We start from the raw sequence: 15,209 nt of genomic DNA on the forward strand, positions 1-15,209 counted from the left end.
GCTGATGGCGGGCACGCTGGCGGCGCTGCTGCTCGCGGACGGGCGGCTGCCGGTGGGCGCCCACACCTTCAGCGCGGGCCTGGAACCGGCGGTGGCGGCGGGGCTGACCCGGGATCGCATCCCGGCACTGCTGCGGGCGCGGACCCGGACCGTGGCCGTCACCGAGGCCGCCGCTGCGGTGCTCGCGCTCCGGGCGGCCGGGCGCCACCCGGTGGACTACGCACCCGTGCAGCGGGCACTCGCCGCCCGCACCCCGACCGCGCCGCTGCGCGAGGCATCGGTGTCGCTCGGACGCGGGGTGCACCGGCTCGTACGGCGCCTCGCGCCCGACCACCCCGCCGTGGCGGGCCTGGCCACCGCCGCGCTCCCGGAGCCACGGCCGCTGCGCCCGCTGCGGCCCGTGGTGGTCGGCGCGCTCGCGGCGGTGCTGGGCGTCGGCGAGGCGGACCTCGCCCGCGCCGTCGTCTACGACGACCTCCAGGCCGTCGCCTCCGCCGCGCTCAAGCTGCTGCCGGGCGACCCGTTCGACTCCGTCGCCTGGGTCCTGGACGCGCAGCCCGACGCGGAGGCGGCGGTGGCCGCCGCGCTGGCGGTCACCGGTCCGGCGGACCTCCCGGCCCGCGCCGCCCCGCTCACCGAGCAGTGGGCCCTCGACCACCGACGACACGAATGGAGACTCTTCCTTGCCTGACCCCCGCCCACCCCGCGCGCTGCGACTCGGTGTCGCCGGACCCGTCGGCACCGGCAAGAGCTCGCTGCTGGCCGTCCTGTGCCGCGCACTCTCCGGCGACCTGGCGCTGGCCGTGGTCACCAATGACATCTACACCGACGAGGACGCCCGGTTCCTGCGGGCCGAGGGGGTGCTGCCCGCCGAGCGCATCCGCGCGGTCGAGACCGGCGCCTGCCCGCACACCGCGATCCGCGACGACATCAGCGCCAACCTGGACGCGGTGGAGGACCTGGAGGAGGAGTTCGGCCCGCTCGACCTGGTGCTGGTGGAGAGCGGCGGCGACAATCTGACGGCCACCTTCAGCCCGGCGCTGGTGGACGCGCAGATCTTCTGCCTGGACGTGGCGGGCGGCGGCGATGTCGCCCGCAAGGGCGGGCCCGGCATCGCCCGCGCCGATCTGCTGGTGGTCAACAAGACCGACCTCGCGCCCTATGTGGGCGTGGACGTCCCCCGGATGGTGGCCGACGCGCAGCAGGCACGCGGCGGACTGCCGGTGCTCGCACTTTCCCGGACGGACCCGGCCTCGCTCGCCGGGCTCACCGACTGGGTCCGGGCGCTGCTTGCCCGCTACCGGTCCGGGGCGCACATCCCCACCGACCCGGGCCCGGTGGCACCGCACAGCCACAGCCACAGCCACAGCCAGGGCCGTGGCAACCCGCACCACGGCGATTCCACACAGCCATGACGGTGAGCGAGGCCGAGGCCAGCACCGAGGCCGAGCCGACCGTGATCACCGTGGAGCGCGTCGGCGACCGCCACACCGCCCTCGACCTGCGGCCCGGGGCGTTCCTCGCCCCGCGCCCGCTGCTGCCCACGGCCGGCGGCCTGCGCATCGCCCTGGTCGCGACCAGTGCCGGGCTGCTCGCGGGAGACCGGCTGCGGCTCCACATCACCGTCGGCCCCGGCGCCCGCCTGGAAATGGTCGAACCGGCCGGCCTGGTCGCCTACCACCACCGGGGCGGCGCCTCGTCCTGGCACGCCCGGGTGGACATCGGCCCGGGCGGCGAACTGCGCTGGAGGGGAAGCCCGTTCGTGGTCGCGGACGGGGCCCGGGTGGACCGCCGGATGGACGTCCGCCTGGCCGCCGGCGCCCGGATGCTGTGGCGCGACACGCTGGTGCTCGGCCGCTCCGGCGAGCGCGGCGGAAGCGTCTGCGCGGCGACCCGGGTCGCGTACGGGGGCCGGGAGCTGTTCGCCGAGGACCTGGACCTCACCGACCCGGACGAGCGCGAACTCCCCGGCATCCTCGGCCACGCCCGCGTCCTGGCCTCGGTGGCCTCCTTCGGCCGCACCCCGCCGGAGCGGCCCGGGCATCCCTACCGCACCGACCTGGCCGGTCCTGGCGCCCTGGTCCGGCTGCTGGGCGGCGCCGCCCCCGGACTCGACGCGCAGCTCGACCCGCTCTGGCAAGCCTGGCACGGCCCACCTCCAGGACACTGACCGGGCGCCGCTACCCGACCGCCGGGCCCCGGGACGGCCGGGTCGACGCCGTAGTCCAGCCGGAAGGCCCGGTGTCCGGCGGTGGCGAGCAGGGGCGCGGCGGTGAACCAGGTGGAGTCCGCGTTGCCGAAGGTGCCGTGGACCAGCGCGACCGGCCGCCGGTGCCCGGCCTCCGCGAGGGCGGACCGGTCGTCGATGCCGGGCACCCTGGCGACGGCGGCTGCGGCGGCCTGGGCGACGGCGGTGTGCGGGGGCGGTCCGGCGGGACGCTGCGCAGCTGTCACGGGTTTACCTCCGGAGGATCGTCGGGGACGGATGCCGGCCCGGCGCACACGGGACGAGCACCCGGCCGGGTGGCAGGCGGTGACAGCAGCTCCGGCCGGGGGCGCTCTGCCGCCGGTCAGGCGGGGGCCTCGAAGGTGCCGGGGCTGTCGGCGAGCGCTGCCGGGACCGTGCAACCAGGCGGAGACCGGTCCGACATGGACGCCCGGCGTGCAGAGACCATCAGAGACGCTTGATTCAAGCGTATTGACAATCGAATCAATTGCGCTCGGTTGCCTCTGCAAGCGAATCCGGCTACGGTCCCCCCAACGACCTACCGGGAGGCCCTGATGGACAGCAGCCGGATCCGGCGCCTGCTCGCCGAGGAGATCGCCGCGAGCACCGCCCGCAACCCCCGCTCGCGGGACGCCTACGGGCGGGCGCAGCACCTGTTCGGCCGGGTGCCGATGACCTGGATGAACAAGAACGCCGGGGCCTTCCCGCTCTATCTGGAGTCCGCGCGCGGCGCCCGGGTCCAGGACATCGACGGCCATGAGTACATCGACTTCTGCCTCGGCGACACCGGCGCCATGGCAGGCCACTCCCCCGCGCCGGTCGCCGAGGCGGTCGACCTCCGCTTCCGCGAGAAGGGGGGTGCCACCGCGATGCTGCCGACCGAGGACGCCGAATGGGTCGGCGCCGAACTCACCCGGCGCTTCGGCCTGCCGCGCTGGTCCTTCTCGCTGACCGCCACCGACGCCAACCGCTGGGCGATCCGCCTGGCGCGCGCCGTGACCGACCGGCCCAAGATCCTGGTGAACAGCTACTCCTACCACGGCAGCGTCGACGAGTCGCTGATCGTGGTCGGCCCGGACGGCCGGTCCACCAGCCGCCCCGGCAATGTGGGCGCCCCCTGCGATGTCACCCTGACCAGCCGGGCCGCCGAGTTCAACGACCTCGACGGCCTGGAGCGGGAGCTGGCGCACGGCGATGTGGCCGCCGTCCTGATGGAACCGGCCCTCACCAATATCGGCATCGTGCTGCCGGAGCCCGGCTATCTGGAGGGCGTCCGCGAACTGACCCGCCGCCATGGCACCCTGCTGATCAACGACGAGACCCACACCTTCTCCGCCGGGCCCGGCGGCTGCACCCGCGCCTGGGGCCTGGACCCGGACATCCTCACCATCGGCAAGGCGATCGGCGGCGGCATCCCGTCCGGCGCATACGGCCTGTCGCAGCAGCTCGCCGACCGGCTGCTGGACCGTGCCGACCTGGACCTGGTGGACATGGGCGGCGTCGGCGGCACCCTGGCCGGCAACGCCCTCTCGGTGGCGGCGATGCGGGCGACGCTGGAGCACGTCCTCACCGACGAGGCGTTCGCCCGGATGTGCGCGCTCTCCGAGCGGTTCGAGGACGGGGTGCGCAAGGGCATCGAGTCCTACGGCCTGCCCTGGTCGGTCAGCCGCCTCGGGGCCCGCACCGAGTACCGCTTCGCCGCCCCGGCTCCGCGCACCGGTACGGAGTCGGCCGCCTGCGCCGACGCCGACCTGGAGGACTTCCTGCACCTCTGGATGGCCAACCGGGGCGTGCTGATGACCCCGTTCCACAACATGGCGCTGATGTGCCCGGACACCACCGAGGCCGATGTGGACACCCACACCGCCCTCTTCGCACAGGCCCTGGCGGCACTGGCGGGCTGAGCGCCGCCGCCTACGCCACCACCCCCTCCCGGGCCGGGAGTCCGGCGGGCGCCGGACCGGCCGGGGAGGGGACGTCCGGGGAGGGGACGGGCGTCCGGGCCGCCCAGCGGCGGGCCAGTACCGCGCACACCATCAGCTGCATCTGGTGGAAGAGCATCAGCGGCAGCACCATCAGCCCGGCGGCCGGCCCGGCGAACAGCACCGAGGCAATCGGAAGCCCGCTGGCCAGGCTCTTCTTGGAGCCGCAGAAGACGATGGCGACCCGGTCCTCGCGGGCGAAGCCCAGCCGCCGGGAGCCGAGCGCGGTGACCGTCAGCACCACCGCCAGCAGCACGGCCTCGACCACCAGCAGCATGCCCAGCCGGGGCAGCGTCAGCCGGTGCCAGACGCCGCCGACGACGCCCTCACCGAACGCGCTGTAGACGACCAGCAGGATCGACCCCCGGTCCACCAGCCCGGTCACCCTGCGATGACGGGTGATCCAGCCGCCGATCCGGCGGCGCAGCAGCTGCCCCACCGCGAACGGTGCCAGCAGCTTCAGCGCGATGTCGGCGAGCGAGCCCGCCGAGAAGCCCCCGGAGACACCGATCAGCAGGCCCGCCAGCAGCGGGGTGATCAGGATGCCCAGCAGGTTGGAGAAGGTGCCGCTGCACACCGCCGCCGCCACATTGCCGCGCGCGATGGAGGTGAAGGCGATGGCCGACTGCACGGTGGAGGGCAGCAGGCAGAGGAAGAGCACGCCGGTGGCCAGCTCCGGGCTGAGCAGGGCGGACGGCAGCGCCCGTACGGCGAGCCCGAGCAGCGGGAAGAGGCCGAAGGTGCAGAGCAGCACCGTCAGGTGCAGCCGCCAGTGCCGCACTCCGTCGGCGGCCTCGCGCGGTGACATCCGGGCGCCGTAGAGGAAGAAGAGCAGTCCCACCGCCCAGCCTGCGGCCTGTCCGACCAGGTCGGCCGCCGCGCCACGGGCCGGGAGCAGCGCGGCGAGGGCGACGGTGCCCAGCAGGGCGAGCACAAAGGGGTCGACAGGCAGGCGGCGGGGCATCCGGAGGCGGGACAAGCGGGGGCGGGACAAGCGGGGGCGGGGCATCGTCAGCGCTTTCGGGCGGCGGCGGGGGCCCTTCCATCCTGACCGGGCGGTGTTGATTCGGAAACCCGATCACCATGCTGACTGCCATCACGATTCGCACTAGGCTGGGACGATGTTCGATCCGGTCCAGTTGCAGAGCTTCCTCACCGTGGCGCAGACCCTCAGCTTCACCGAGGCGGGGCGGCGGCTCGGCCTTCGGCAGTCGACCGTGAGCCAGCATGTGCGGCGGTTGGAGCAGGCCGCCGGGGTGGTGCTCTTCACCCGCGACACCCACGCGGTGGCGCTGACCGAGGACGGCGAGGCCATGGTCGGCTTCGCCCGCACCATCCTGGAGGCCGGTGAGCGGGCCGTCCGCCACTTCGCCGGGACGGAGGTGCGCGGGCGGCTGCGGTTCGGCGTCTCCGAGGACTTTGTGCTCACCCGCCTGCCGGAGCTGCTGAACGCCTTCCGGCGCAGCCATCCGCAGGTGGACCTTGAGCTCACCGTGGAGCTCAGCGCGGTGCTGCACCGGATGCTCTCCGCCGGCCGACTGGACCTGGTGCTGGCCAAGCGGCGCGAGGGCGAGGAGCACGGCCGGCTGATCCGTGGCGACCGGCTGGTCTGGATCGGCGCCCGCACCCTGCGGCTGGGGCCGGGCGACCCGGTACCGCTGCTGCTCTATGCGCCGCCGAGCATCACCCGCGACCGCGCGCTGGAGTCGCTGGAGCGGCACGGCCGGCCGTGGCGGATCGCCTGTACCAGCACCAGTCTGAGCGGGCTACGGGCCGCCGCGCTGGCCGGGCTCGGCGTGCTGGCGCATTCGCGCACGCTGACGCCCGAGGGCCTGGTCGAGGTGGCGCCGCAGGCCCGGCTGCCGGAGCTGGGCGGGGTGGACTTCGTCCTGGCCAGCCGGGGGCCGACCGAGCCGGGCTCCCCGGCGCAGGCGCTGGCCGACGCCGTACTGGCCGACGGCGACGGGCTGCGGCGGCTCACCTAGCCCGGCCGTCCCGCACTCTTGCCGGAGTCCGCCCGGCTGTGCCATATATGTCTAGACCAATGTCGTCCAAGGGAAGGCCCGACCGTGAGGCGGAGTCCCTGGCTCGCCGTGTCCGCTTCGGCCGCCTCGCTGCTGCTGGCCGCCGCCTGCGCGGTCGGCGGTGGCGGCGGTGACGGCGGAACGGCCCCACCCGCACCGGACGGGATCACCGCGCAGGCCGGCAGCGCCCACTCGGTCCATGTGATGTGGAACCAGCCCGGCGACACGGAGGCGGTCGGCGGCTATGAGGTCTACCAGGGCGGGGTGAAGGTCAAGGAGGTGCCGGGCAGTCAGCACATGGTGGACATCACCGGGCTGGAGCCCTCCTCCGCCTACCGCTTCACCGTCCGGGCCCGGGACGCCAAGGGCAACCTCTCGCCGCAGAGCGCGGAGACGACCGCCACCACGCTGGCTGCGGAGACCGACGACCGCGTGCCGCCCACCCGGCCCGCCACGCTGCGCGGACACGCCGAGGGGTCCCACGCCGCCTCGCTCACCTGGGGCCGGTCGACCGACAACCTGGGCGTGACCTCGTATGAGATCTACCAGGGCGGGGTGAAGATCCACAGCGTGCCCGGCAGCCAGACCACCACGCTGCTCACCGGGCTGCGGCCCGGCACCGCCTATGCCTTCACCGTCAGGGCGCGCGACGCGGCGGACAATGTCTCACCGGCCGGGCCGGTGCTGCGCCTCACCACCGCGTCCGCACCGGGCAGCGGGCCCAGCACCGCACCGGCCGCCTTCCGGGTACGGAGCCGCGCCGACTCGGGCACCCACTACCTCGACCTCTCCTGGACCCCGCCGCAGACCGACGGCGCGATCACGGAGTACCAGATCTACCTCGACGGGCAGTACACCACCACGCTGGCCTGGGGCGCCGACGCGCCCAGCGGCACGGTCGGCTACAGCCTCCCCGTCGGCGACCGGCCGCACCCCCGCTATGCCGTGAAGGTGCGGGCCCGGCTCCCCGACGGGACCTGGGGCGCCTTCTCCGCGCAGCGCACCGTCACCACCACCGGCTCCTGACGGGCAGGCCGCCGACCGGCAGAGGTCGGCGGCCTGCCGCTGCGGGCCGGTCCGCAGCCCGGTCAGCAGTCCGGCCCGCAGTCCGGCCGGCAGTCCGATCAGCGGGTCGGCGCGGTCTCGGCAGCGGCGGCGTGCACCCGCAGTGCGCGGTCGAGGTCGTCGAGCTGGTCGGCGAGCATCCGGCGCAGCGCGGGGGTGGGCTCGTCGCTCCGCAGGCATTCCCGGCCCAGGCGCAGCGTGTCGGGCCGCACCGCGTAGGCGGGGAAGGCGTGCCGCCCGGCCGCCTCGGCCAGCGCCGGGCCACGGCGCGCGGCGAGGGTGACGGCCGCCGGGTAGTAGCGGGGGAGGTAGTCGCGGAGCAGGTCGTGCTGCTCGGGCTGCCAGAAGCCCTGGGCGGTGGCGTTGAAGAGGTAGTTGGACAGGGTGTCGTCGTCGAAGAGGGCGGCCCAGGCGGACTCCTTGGCCTGCGGGTCGGGGAGGGCGGCGCGGCAGCGGGCTGCGCTCTCCTCGCCGGAGGCGCTGGGGTCGCGGACGAGTTCGGCGGCGATGTCGTCGCCGTCGGCCCGGCCGAGTACGGCGAGGCGGAGCAGCAGCCGCCAGCGCAGTTCGGGGTCGAGGGCCGGTCCGCCGGGGATGCGGTCGGCGGTGAGCCAGTCGCGCAGTTCGGCGGTGTCGTCGGAGCTGCCGATCAGGCTGCGCACGGCGGCCAGCCGCAGGCCGTCGGCGGGGCTGTGCAGCAGGTCGCGGGCGAGTGCGCTGAGGGTGGCCAGGGCGGCGGGCCGCTGGTCGGCGGGCAGGTAGCGGTCGGCGACATGGGTGCGGGCGAAGCCGAGGACGCCCTGGACGATGGCGAGGTCGTCCTCCCGGGGGAGCTGGGTGCGGGCGGCGTCCAGGTAGGCGGCGGGGTGCAGCAGGCCGTCGCGGACCAGGTCGCGGGCGGCGTTCCAGGCGACGGCCCGGGAGAGTGCGTCGGGCAGGCCGCCGAGGGCCTCGGCGACGGTGGTCCAGGACCGCTGGTCGAAGCGGATCTTGGCGAAGCTGAGGTCGCCGTCGTTGAGCAGCACCAGGTCGGGGCGGCGGCCGGGGAGGGTGAGCGGCTGCGGAGCGGCGGTGCCGGTCAGGTCGGTGCGGACCCGGTCGCGCGGCACCAGCCGGGCCGGGTCGGCGGGCGCGCGGTCGTAGAGGCCGATGTCGATGCGGTGCGGACGGCTGCCGGTGTGGCGGATCTCCAGCTGCCATCCGCCGGGGTGGTCCGCGACGACGGGTTCGAGGGTGTCGACTCCGCTGGTGCGCAGCCACTGCGCGGCCCAGGCGTGGACGTCGCGGTCGGTGGACCGGGCGAGGGAGTCCAGGAAGTCGGCCAGGGTGGCGTTGCCGAAGCGGTGGCGGGCGAAGTGGTCGTTGATCCCGGCCAGGAAGTCCTTCTCGCCGATCCAGGCGACGAGTTGACGCAGCGCGGAGGCGCCCTTGGCGTAGGAGATGCCGTCGAAGTTCAGCAGCGCGGAGGCGGTGTCGGGGACGGCCTCGGCGTCCGGGGCGACGGGGTGGGTGGAGGGGCGCTGGTCCGCGTCGTAGCCCCAGCCCTTGCGGGCGACGGCGAAGTCGGTCCAGGTGCCGGTGAAGCCGGTGGCCTCGGAGAGCACCTGGAAGCCCATGTACTCGGCGAAGGACTCGTTCAGCCAGATGTCGTCCCACCAGCGCAGGGTGACCAGGTCGCCGAACCACATGTGGGCCATCTCATGGGCGATGACCATCCCCCGGGTCTGCCGCTCGGTGTCGGTGACGGCGGAGCGGAAGACGAACTCCTCGCGGAAGGTGACCAGTCCGGGGTTCTCCATGGCGCCGGAGTTGAACTCGGGGACGAACGCCTGCTCATAGGAGTCGAAGGGGTACGGCTCGGTGAAGAGCTCCCGGTAGCGGTCGAAGCAGCGGCGGGTGATGTCGAACAGCTCGTCGGCGTCGGCGTCCAGATGGGGGGCCAGGCTGCGGCGGCAGTGCAGGGCGAAGGGCAGCCCGGCGTGCTCGGTGCGCACGGAGTGCCAGGGCCCGGCGGCGACCGCCAGCAGATAGGTGCTGATCGGCGGGGTGGTGGAGATCCGCCAGCGGCCCTCGCCGTCGGGGATGCGCTCGGAGATGCCGTTGCCGAGGACGGTCCACTCGGCCGGGGCGGTGGCGGTGACGTCGAAGACCGCCTTGAGGTCGGGCTGGTCGAAGGCCGCGGTGACCCGCTGCACGTCCTCCATGAAGAGCTGGGTGTACGCGTACGTCAGCCCGTCGGCCGGGTCGGTGAAGCGGTGCAGGCCCTCGCCGGTGCGGGAGTAGCGCATGTCGGCCTCGACCAGCAGCCGGTGCTCGCCTGCCGCCAGGGTGAGCGGCAGGCGGTTGTCGTCCAGGTCCCGGGGGTCGAGTTCGCGGCCGTCCAGGACCACCCGGTGCAGGGTGTCGGGCTTGACCTCGACAAAGGTGTCACCGGCCGCGAGGGCGGTGAAGGTGATCTCCGTGGTCGACCCGAACACCTCCGCACCGCGGGTGAGGTCCAGATCGATGGTGTAGTGGTGGACGTCGATCAGCCGGGCACGGGTCTCGGCTTCGGTCCGGTTCAGAGCTGGCATGGGCCCATGCTGCCCCAGAAGGGTCCCCGGCCCCACCTGTCGGACGACCCGACGGACCGTCAGGCAGGTGCCGGGGCGGATGGTCAGGCGGCCTGCGCGGTGATCAGCCGCAGGGTCTCGTCGCGCAGTGCGTCCGGGTCCGTCCCGGTGTCGGCGAGCAGCCGGGACGCCCGGCCGCTCCCCTCGCGGAGCAGCCCCAGCAGCAGATGGCCGGTCCCGATGTGGCGGTGCTTGAGGCGCAGGGCCTCGCGCAGGGAGAGTTCCAGGGTCTTCTTGGCCCGGTCGGTGAAGGGGGTACGGCCCATCCGCCCGGTGCGGTGGCCCCGGGGGTCCAGCGCGCCCGGCCCGAAGCTCTCCTCGGTGGCCCGGCGCACCTGGTCCAGGTCGATGCCCAGGGTCGCCAGTGCCTGCGGGTCGAGCCCGTCGTCGGCCGGGTCGGCGATCCGGCCGCGCAGGTCGGCCGGGTCCAGGCCGTGTCCGCGCAGCACCCGGGCGGCGGGGCCGCTGCCCTCGTCCAGCAGGGCGATCAGCAGGTGCTCGGTGCCGACGCGGGGGTGGTGGAGGCTGCGGGCCTCCTGCTGGGCGAGCATGACCACCCGGCGCGCGTCGTCGGTGAAACGCTCGAACATCGTCATCGCTCCTTGCTGAGGATCCGGCGGCTGCCGCCGTGCTTCTTGTGGACCGCCTGTCGGCTGACGCCGAGGCAGACGGCGATGTCCTGCCAGGACCACCCCTGGTCGCGGGCATTGCCGACCTGGAGTGCCTCCAGGCGGTCGGCCAGTTCACGCAGCGCGCGGACCGCCCGCAGCCCCACTGCCGGGTCACGGCTGCTCGCCTCCTGGGCGAGCTGTACTCCATCGCTCATGGTGTCAATGTAGGTTGACATTCGCGCGGACGTCAACCCCGGTTGACATCGAACCCGCCGGCAGCCGATCATGGACGCCATGCCCGCATCCGACGCCCTCTCGGCGGTCCTTGTCTTCACCCGCACCACCGACTACCGCCATGACTCCATCCCGGCGGGCGTCGCAGCCCTGCGGGAACTCGGCGACGCGCACGGCTTCGCCGTCGAGGCGTCGGAGGATCCGGCCGTCTTCACCGACGCGGCCCTGGCCGGGCGCAGCGCGGTGGTCTTCCTCTCGACCAGCGGTGAGGTGCTGGACCCGGCGGGGCGCGAGGCGCTGCGCCGCTACCTCGCCTCGGGCGGCGGCTTCATGGGGGTGCACTCCGCGTCCTGCACCGAGGAGGACTGGCCCTGGTTCGGCGGGCTGCTGGGCGCCCGCTTCGCCAGGCATCCGGAGCCGCAGCCGGCCGTGGTCACCGTGGAGGACCGCACCCATCCGGCCACCGCCCACCTGCCGCACCAGTGGCGGTGGAGCGACGAGTGGTACGACTTCCGGACCAATCCGCGCCCGGATGTCCACGTCCTGGCCTCGGTCGACGAGTCCGGCTACCGGGGCGGCGGCATGGGCGCCGACCATCCCCTGGTCTGGTGCCACCCGCACGGGGGCGGCCGCGCCTTCTACACCGCGCTGGGGCACGCCGCCGAGGCGTATGCCGACCCCGACTTCCGCCGCCACCTGCTCGGCGGCCTCACCTGGGCGGCCGGGGCCGACGCCCGGTAGCGGCGGGTCCGCCCGTCCGGCTCACCGGTACGCCGAGGCCGGGGCGTAGACGGAGGTCGGGTCGGACTGGCCGGGCTGCGCGGCGGGCCTGGCCGTGAAGCAGTAGGTGACATCGTCGACGGCCAGTTCCAGTACATAGGTGCATCCGGCGCTCAGCGCGGTGAAGGCCCTGAGGTACTCGTCGGCGTCCCGGAGCTCCCCCCAGACGGTGTGCAGGCCCGGCTCGTCCAGCTGGACCCCGATGTCCAGGGCCCGCGCCAGCAGCCAGTACGCCGCCACGGCCGGCGACCCGGCGTCACACCGGTCCAGCAGGTACGGGTAGCCGCCCTGGTCGGCCGCCGGGCGGGCCGTCTGCTCGCATCTGAAGCAGAATGCCTGCTCACGCACGACCGGCCGCCGGGAACGCGTTAACGGATTCTGCCGCCATGCTTGCCGGGACCTCTCCACTTGGTTCGGAACGTCCGAGATCATGTGGCGCTACGAGGTCGACGCGGTACTCTCCGCTTCCCCCGCCTCTCAGGGTGACGCCACCTGGATGGTCTAGGCAAGTGTCAATGGCTATGTCATGACAATGATCCGGCCAATAGCCAGCTACGCTGAACAAATGACCTCCGATGAACCGCGCGTCGACCCGACCGGGATCGACCCGGCCGCAGTGGACCTGCGGCTCGGCGTCATGCGCCTGGCCCGCCGGCTGCGTGCCGAACGCGAGCCGGACGGGCTGGCCCTCGGCCGGGTCTCGGTGCTCGACCGCCTGGAGCGCGACGGCCCGGCCACCGCCAGCGCGCTGGCCGCCGCCGAGCGCATCACCCCGCAGTCGATGGCCCGCATCGTCCGGTACCTCGCCGGTGCGGGGCTGATCGAGCGCGACCAGGACCCTTCGGACCACCGGGCGGCCATCCTGCGGATCACCGAGGAGGGCCGCGAGCTGGCCCTGTGCGACCGCCGGCAGCGCGACGCCTGGCTCTCCCGGGCCATGGCCGCCCACCTCACCGAGGTCGAACGGGATGTGCTGCTGCTCGCCGCGCGCCTGATGGACCGGCTGGCCGCCGCCTGACGCGGCGGAGCCGAGCCGCCCCGCACCGCCGCTCCCGGGTCGGTCGGAGAAAGGCAGCCTGGCTGACCTGTGTCATCGACAGGCGGAGGCTTCCCGTCCGGATCACCGCGCCGATCGCGGTGGTTCCGGGTCTCCGGGGCCGCGCCTCGCCGCTACCGCTGCTTGCCGGTCTGCGTTCCCGGCGCGGCGGCAGGCGGTTCACCGTCCGGCCGGGTCCTGGCGCGGGTCCGGGGCGAGCGCAGCCGCAGGCCGCGTCCGGACCGCCGCGAGCCGGTGCCGGTCGCACGCAGGCGGCCGGTGGCATCGCCGGGCGGGGCCGCGAGCGCTGCGGGAGGTACGGGGGGCGCGGGTGGTACGGGAGGCGCAGGGGGGCCGGAAGGCGCCGGAGCGGGTGGGACGGGCGGCCGGGAGAGCACCGCCTGCATGCGCTGGTACTGGTCGAGCTCGCGCCATGGCTTGCGGGGCCGGTGGCGCTGGGCCCGTACGGCCCAGAGAGCGGCGCCGAAAGCGGCGAACACCGGGATCAGCAGCCAGAGCAGAGCATCCACGGCAGGCGTGCCCCCATTCCGGGTGGGAGTTGGGCGAATGCCCGGCGGCCGGACCACTGACGGCTGCCGGGCACAGGGCCTCGCCTGCCCGCTCCCGCTCCTCTCATCTGCCGCCATCGGAGTGACGCCCGGGCGGGCGTTCCGCATCCGCCTCGGGAGCCGCGGTGCGGCGGCGGTGCAGCAGATGGCGGGCGATCAGCGCCGCGACCAGGACTCCCAGGCCGATGAGCAGCCAGCGCTGATAGCGGTGGACCTGCTGGTAGATCGCCCCGATGTGGGTACCCGCCGCATAGCCCAGCCCGGCCCACAGGCCGACCCAGAGGACCGCGCCCAGGGTGTTGAAGAAGAGGAAGCGCCGCCAGTGCATCCCGGCGGTGCCCGCGATGATGCCGTTGGCCTGGCGCAGCCCCTCCACAAACCGGGCGATGGTCACCACCTTGGCGCCGTGGCGGACGAAGAACTGCTCGGCGCGCTCGAACCGCTCGGGGGTGAGCAGCACATAGCGGCCCCAGCGGTGGACGAAGGCCCGACCGCCGCTGCGGCCGACCAGATAGCCGATGTTGTCCCCGACGACTGCGGCGGCGACCGCGACGGCGCCGACCGCGAAGATGTTCAACTGCCCGGCGCCGGCATACACGGCCGCGGCGATCAGGATCGTCTCGCCGGGGGCGGGCACCCCGAAGTCCTCCACCAGGACCAGCCCGCCGACTGCGGCATAGCCGTAGTGCTCCAGCAGTGGGGCCAGATGGGCCAGGGGGCCGGGCAGCGGCGGAGCCATAGGGCCACCCTACGACGGGGGCGGACCGCAGGGCGGCCGGGAGCAGCCGGGCGGGGCGGGGCCGGGCGGGTCACCCGCGACGGTCAGTCCGAGACGCGGCTGCGGTTCTGATAGGCCAGGTCGGCGTAGTCAGGGTGACGCCCCATCCAGCCCGCGATGAACGGACAGGTGGCCAGCACCGGCAGGCCACGGGCCCGGGCGTCGTCCAGGGCGGCACGGGCCAGCGCACCGCCGACGCCCCGTCCCTCGAACGCGGGATCGACCTCGGTGTGGGGGTAGACCACGAGGCTGCCGCTGCGGATGTACTCGGCGAAGCCGGCCAGGGTGTCCCCCTGCCGGGCCTCGAAGCGCGTCCGTTCGGGCGCGTCGGTCACCACGATCTCCATGCGGTTCTCCTTCGGTCGGCCGCCGGACGCGACGGATATGACGGACACACATGTGACAGGCACGGACACGACGGACCGGCGGGACCCGGAGTGATCCGAGTCCCGCCGGTGTCGGCGTCGACGAAACGTCAGAAGATGACCGTCACATTGTTGCCGCCCCAGCCTCCGAAGCCGCCGAAGCCGCCGAGGCCGCCGCCGAAGCCGCCGCCGAAGCCCCCGAGGAGGCCCTCGCCGAGGCCGAAGCCGCCGCGGTCGTAACCGCGGTCGATGCGCTCGTAGGTGTGGACCCGCTCGAAGCGCCCGAAGCTGCGGTCGAAGCCCCGCTCGAAGCCCCGGTCGAAGCCCCGGTGGTGGTGCCCGCAGTGGTGGTGACGGCCGAAGCCCTCGCCCCCGAAGCCCCCGCCGAACGAGGTGGCGCTGGCGGTTCCGGCGAGCGGGACGACGGTGGCGGCTGCGGCGAGTGCGGCGCCGGCGACGAGACGGGTGATGCGCTTGGACATGGTGTTCCTTTCGGTGGTTGATCCGAACAACCGGTAAAGCCACCGTAAGCAAGTTCGAGAACTGGGCGCGCGTCGAAAATCCGTCTGAGTGATCGCACAGATGCATGGAGTAGTCACCCTGGTTCTGGCATCACCGCAGGTCAGAGCCACAATTCGGCGCTTGTAAACTTCCTGTCAGGTCTCCCGCATCCCTACGCCGTCCGAGGGGCGGCGCCTCCGGCCGAGCCTCCCCGGCGTCCCCAGGGGCGACCCGCAGCGCGCACCGTCGAACAGCCCGGACGGCACGGAGCAGGCCATCCCGGTGTCGTCGGCCCATGGGCAGGGGCCGCCCGGGAGCGGCTCTGCAAGGTGTTGGGGGCAGCGGTCCGCTGGGCGGTGGCGGAAGTGGTCATCACCGCCGACCGCCCCACCGGTCCAGGTCTTCTGATGGGCCGTCATGGCCGA

The 15,209-nt window shown here is 73.9% G+C and carries 16 protein-coding genes; 8 read left to right on the plus strand and 8 right to left on the minus strand.

Translation table 11 applies throughout. The annotated features are described in order from the left end of the window. Positions 1–4: 4 nt before the first annotated feature. From C7M71_RS01605 to C7M71_RS01625, 4 genes are all read left to right on the plus strand, one after another. Positions 5–691 (plus strand): urease accessory protein UreF, encoded by a 687-nt coding sequence (locus C7M71_RS01605; protein WP_114914127.1) that lies wholly within the window; start codon positions 5–7, stop codon positions 689–691. Further along, positions 684–1,415, plus strand: coding sequence for an urease accessory protein UreG (gene ureG, locus C7M71_RS01610; protein ID WP_111490112.1), 732 nt, complete (start codon positions 684–686; stop codon positions 1,413–1,415). The genes C7M71_RS01605 and ureG overlap by 8 nt, the downstream gene beginning before the upstream one ends. Then, a complete protein-coding gene (locus tag C7M71_RS01615; RefSeq protein WP_111490113.1) occupies positions 1,412–2,170 on the plus strand; it encodes an urease accessory protein UreD in 759 nt (252 codons plus the stop codon). The genes ureG and C7M71_RS01615 overlap by 4 nt, the downstream gene beginning before the upstream one ends. A 611-nt stretch (positions 2,171–2,781) precedes the next feature. After that, positions 2,782–4,131 carry a transaminase gene (locus tag C7M71_RS01625; protein WP_111490114.1) on the plus strand — a complete coding sequence of 450 codons (1,350 nt, stop codon included), beginning with the start codon at positions 2,782–2,784 and terminating at the stop codon, positions 4,129–4,131. A gap of 10 nt (positions 4,132–4,141) precedes the next feature. On the opposite strand, the gene C7M71_RS01630 is transcribed toward C7M71_RS01625, so the two are convergent. Next, positions 4,142–5,173 (minus strand): bile acid:sodium symporter family protein, encoded by a 1,032-nt coding sequence (locus C7M71_RS01630; RefSeq protein ID WP_229758467.1) that lies wholly within the window; start codon positions 5,171–5,173, stop codon positions 4,142–4,144. A gap of 157 nt (positions 5,174–5,330) precedes the next feature. Between C7M71_RS01630 and C7M71_RS01635 the strand changes: the two genes are divergently transcribed. Beyond that, a complete protein-coding gene (locus C7M71_RS01635) occupies positions 5,331–6,194 on the plus strand; it encodes a LysR substrate-binding domain-containing protein (RefSeq protein WP_111490116.1) in 864 nt (287 codons plus the stop codon). A 108-nt stretch (positions 6,195–6,302) separates the two neighbouring features. Continuing rightward, positions 6,303–7,259: a fibronectin type III domain-containing protein gene (locus tag C7M71_RS01640; RefSeq protein WP_229758468.1), complete on the plus strand. Its 957-nt coding sequence runs from the start codon at positions 6,303–6,305 to the stop codon at positions 7,257–7,259. 98 nt (positions 7,260–7,357) lie between these two features. Here the strand turns inward: C7M71_RS01640 and pepN are convergent, their stop codons facing one another. The 3 genes from pepN to C7M71_RS01655 form a co-directional block, all read right to left on the minus strand. Next, positions 7,358–9,871: an aminopeptidase N gene (pepN, locus tag C7M71_RS01645; protein ID WP_111490118.1), complete on the minus strand. Its 2,514-nt coding sequence runs from the start codon at positions 9,869–9,871 to the stop codon at positions 7,358–7,360. Between the two features lie 83 nt (positions 9,872–9,954). Further along, on the minus strand, positions 9,955–10,506 hold the full coding sequence (locus C7M71_RS33090) for a Clp protease N-terminal domain-containing protein (RefSeq protein ID WP_407675844.1): 552 nt from the start codon (positions 10,504–10,506) through the stop codon (positions 9,955–9,957). After that, positions 10,503–10,736, minus strand: coding sequence for an RNA polymerase subunit sigma-70 (locus tag C7M71_RS01655; RefSeq protein ID WP_111490120.1), 234 nt, complete (start codon positions 10,734–10,736; stop codon positions 10,503–10,505). Before C7M71_RS01655 ends, C7M71_RS33090 begins: the two co-directional genes overlap by 4 nt. A 79-nt stretch (positions 10,737–10,815) precedes the next feature. Between C7M71_RS01655 and C7M71_RS01660 the strand changes: the two genes are divergently transcribed. Then, positions 10,816–11,496, plus strand: coding sequence for a ThuA domain-containing protein (locus C7M71_RS01660; protein ID WP_111490143.1), 681 nt, complete (start codon positions 10,816–10,818; stop codon positions 11,494–11,496). Positions 11,497–11,517: 21 nt separating this feature from the next. Here C7M71_RS01660 and C7M71_RS01665 read toward each other — a convergent pair whose 3' ends face one another. Beyond that, positions 11,518–11,883 carry a hypothetical protein gene (locus tag C7M71_RS01665; protein WP_111490121.1) on the minus strand — a complete coding sequence of 122 codons (366 nt, stop codon included), beginning with the start codon at positions 11,881–11,883 and terminating at the stop codon, positions 11,518–11,520. A 217-nt stretch (positions 11,884–12,100) separates the two neighbouring features. Between C7M71_RS01665 and C7M71_RS01670 the strand changes: the two genes are divergently transcribed. Then, complete coding sequence (locus C7M71_RS01670) at positions 12,101–12,553, plus strand: MarR family winged helix-turn-helix transcriptional regulator (protein ID WP_229758469.1); 453 nt, start codon at positions 12,101–12,103, stop codon at positions 12,551–12,553. A gap of 651 nt (positions 12,554–13,204) precedes the next feature. On the opposite strand, the gene C7M71_RS01680 is transcribed toward C7M71_RS01670, so the two are convergent. From C7M71_RS01680 to C7M71_RS30450, 3 genes are all read right to left on the minus strand, one after another. After that, positions 13,205–13,879 (minus strand): DedA family protein, encoded by a 675-nt coding sequence (locus tag C7M71_RS01680; RefSeq protein ID WP_111490122.1) that lies wholly within the window; start codon positions 13,877–13,879, stop codon positions 13,205–13,207. Positions 13,880–13,962: 83 nt separating this feature from the next. Then, the gene (locus tag C7M71_RS01685; RefSeq protein ID WP_111490123.1) at positions 13,963–14,265 is read right to left on the minus strand and encodes a GNAT family N-acetyltransferase; all 303 of its coding nucleotides are present in this window, start codon (positions 14,263–14,265) and stop codon (positions 13,963–13,965) included. A gap of 128 nt (positions 14,266–14,393) precedes the next feature. Beyond that, entirely contained in the window at positions 14,394–14,765 is a 372-nt protein-coding gene (locus tag C7M71_RS30450; protein ID WP_162824100.1) for a hypothetical protein, read from the minus strand. Positions 14,766–15,209 lie beyond the last annotated feature (444 nt).

This window comes from Peterkaempfera bronchialis (assembly GCF_003258605.2).
Lineage (GTDB): Bacteria > Actinomycetota > Actinomycetes > Streptomycetales > Streptomycetaceae > Peterkaempfera > Peterkaempfera bronchialis.

Excerpts from the sequence above, each read along its gene's own strand:
- C7M71_RS01605 (WP_114914127.1), top strand. The coding sequence starts at position 5 with ATGGCGGGCACGCTGGCGGCGCTGCTGCTCGCGGACGGGCGGCTGCCG.
- C7M71_RS01615 (WP_111490113.1), top strand. The coding sequence starts at position 1,412 with ATGACGGTGAGCGAGGCCGAGGCCAGCACCGAGGCCGAGCCGACCGTG.
- C7M71_RS01625 (WP_111490114.1), top strand. The coding sequence starts at position 2,782 with ATGGACAGCAGCCGGATCCGGCGCCTGCTCGCCGAGGAGATCGCCGCG.
- C7M71_RS01630 (WP_229758467.1), bottom strand. The coding sequence starts at position 5,173 with ATGCCCCGCCGCCTGCCTGTCGACCCCTTTGTGCTCGCCCTGCTGGGC.
- C7M71_RS01635 (WP_111490116.1), top strand. The coding sequence starts at position 5,331 with ATGTTCGATCCGGTCCAGTTGCAGAGCTTCCTCACCGTGGCGCAGACC.
- pepN (WP_111490118.1), bottom strand. The coding sequence starts at position 9,871 with ATGCCAGCTCTGAACCGGACCGAAGCCGAGACCCGTGCCCGGCTGATC.
- C7M71_RS33090 (WP_407675844.1), bottom strand. The coding sequence starts at position 10,506 with ATGACGATGTTCGAGCGTTTCACCGACGACGCGCGCCGGGTGGTCATG.
- C7M71_RS01655 (WP_111490120.1), bottom strand. The coding sequence starts at position 10,736 with ATGAGCGATGGAGTACAGCTCGCCCAGGAGGCGAGCAGCCGTGACCCG.
- C7M71_RS01660 (WP_111490143.1), top strand. The coding sequence starts at position 10,816 with ATGCCCGCATCCGACGCCCTCTCGGCGGTCCTTGTCTTCACCCGCACC.
- C7M71_RS01670 (WP_229758469.1), top strand. The coding sequence starts at position 12,101 with ATGACCTCCGATGAACCGCGCGTCGACCCGACCGGGATCGACCCGGCC.
- C7M71_RS01680 (WP_111490122.1), bottom strand. The coding sequence starts at position 13,879 with ATGGCTCCGCCGCTGCCCGGCCCCCTGGCCCATCTGGCCCCACTGCTG.
- C7M71_RS01685 (WP_111490123.1), bottom strand. The coding sequence starts at position 14,265 with ATGGAGATCGTGGTGACCGACGCGCCCGAACGGACGCGCTTCGAGGCC.
- C7M71_RS30450 (WP_162824100.1), bottom strand. The coding sequence starts at position 14,765 with ATGTCCAAGCGCATCACCCGTCTCGTCGCCGGCGCCGCACTCGCCGCA.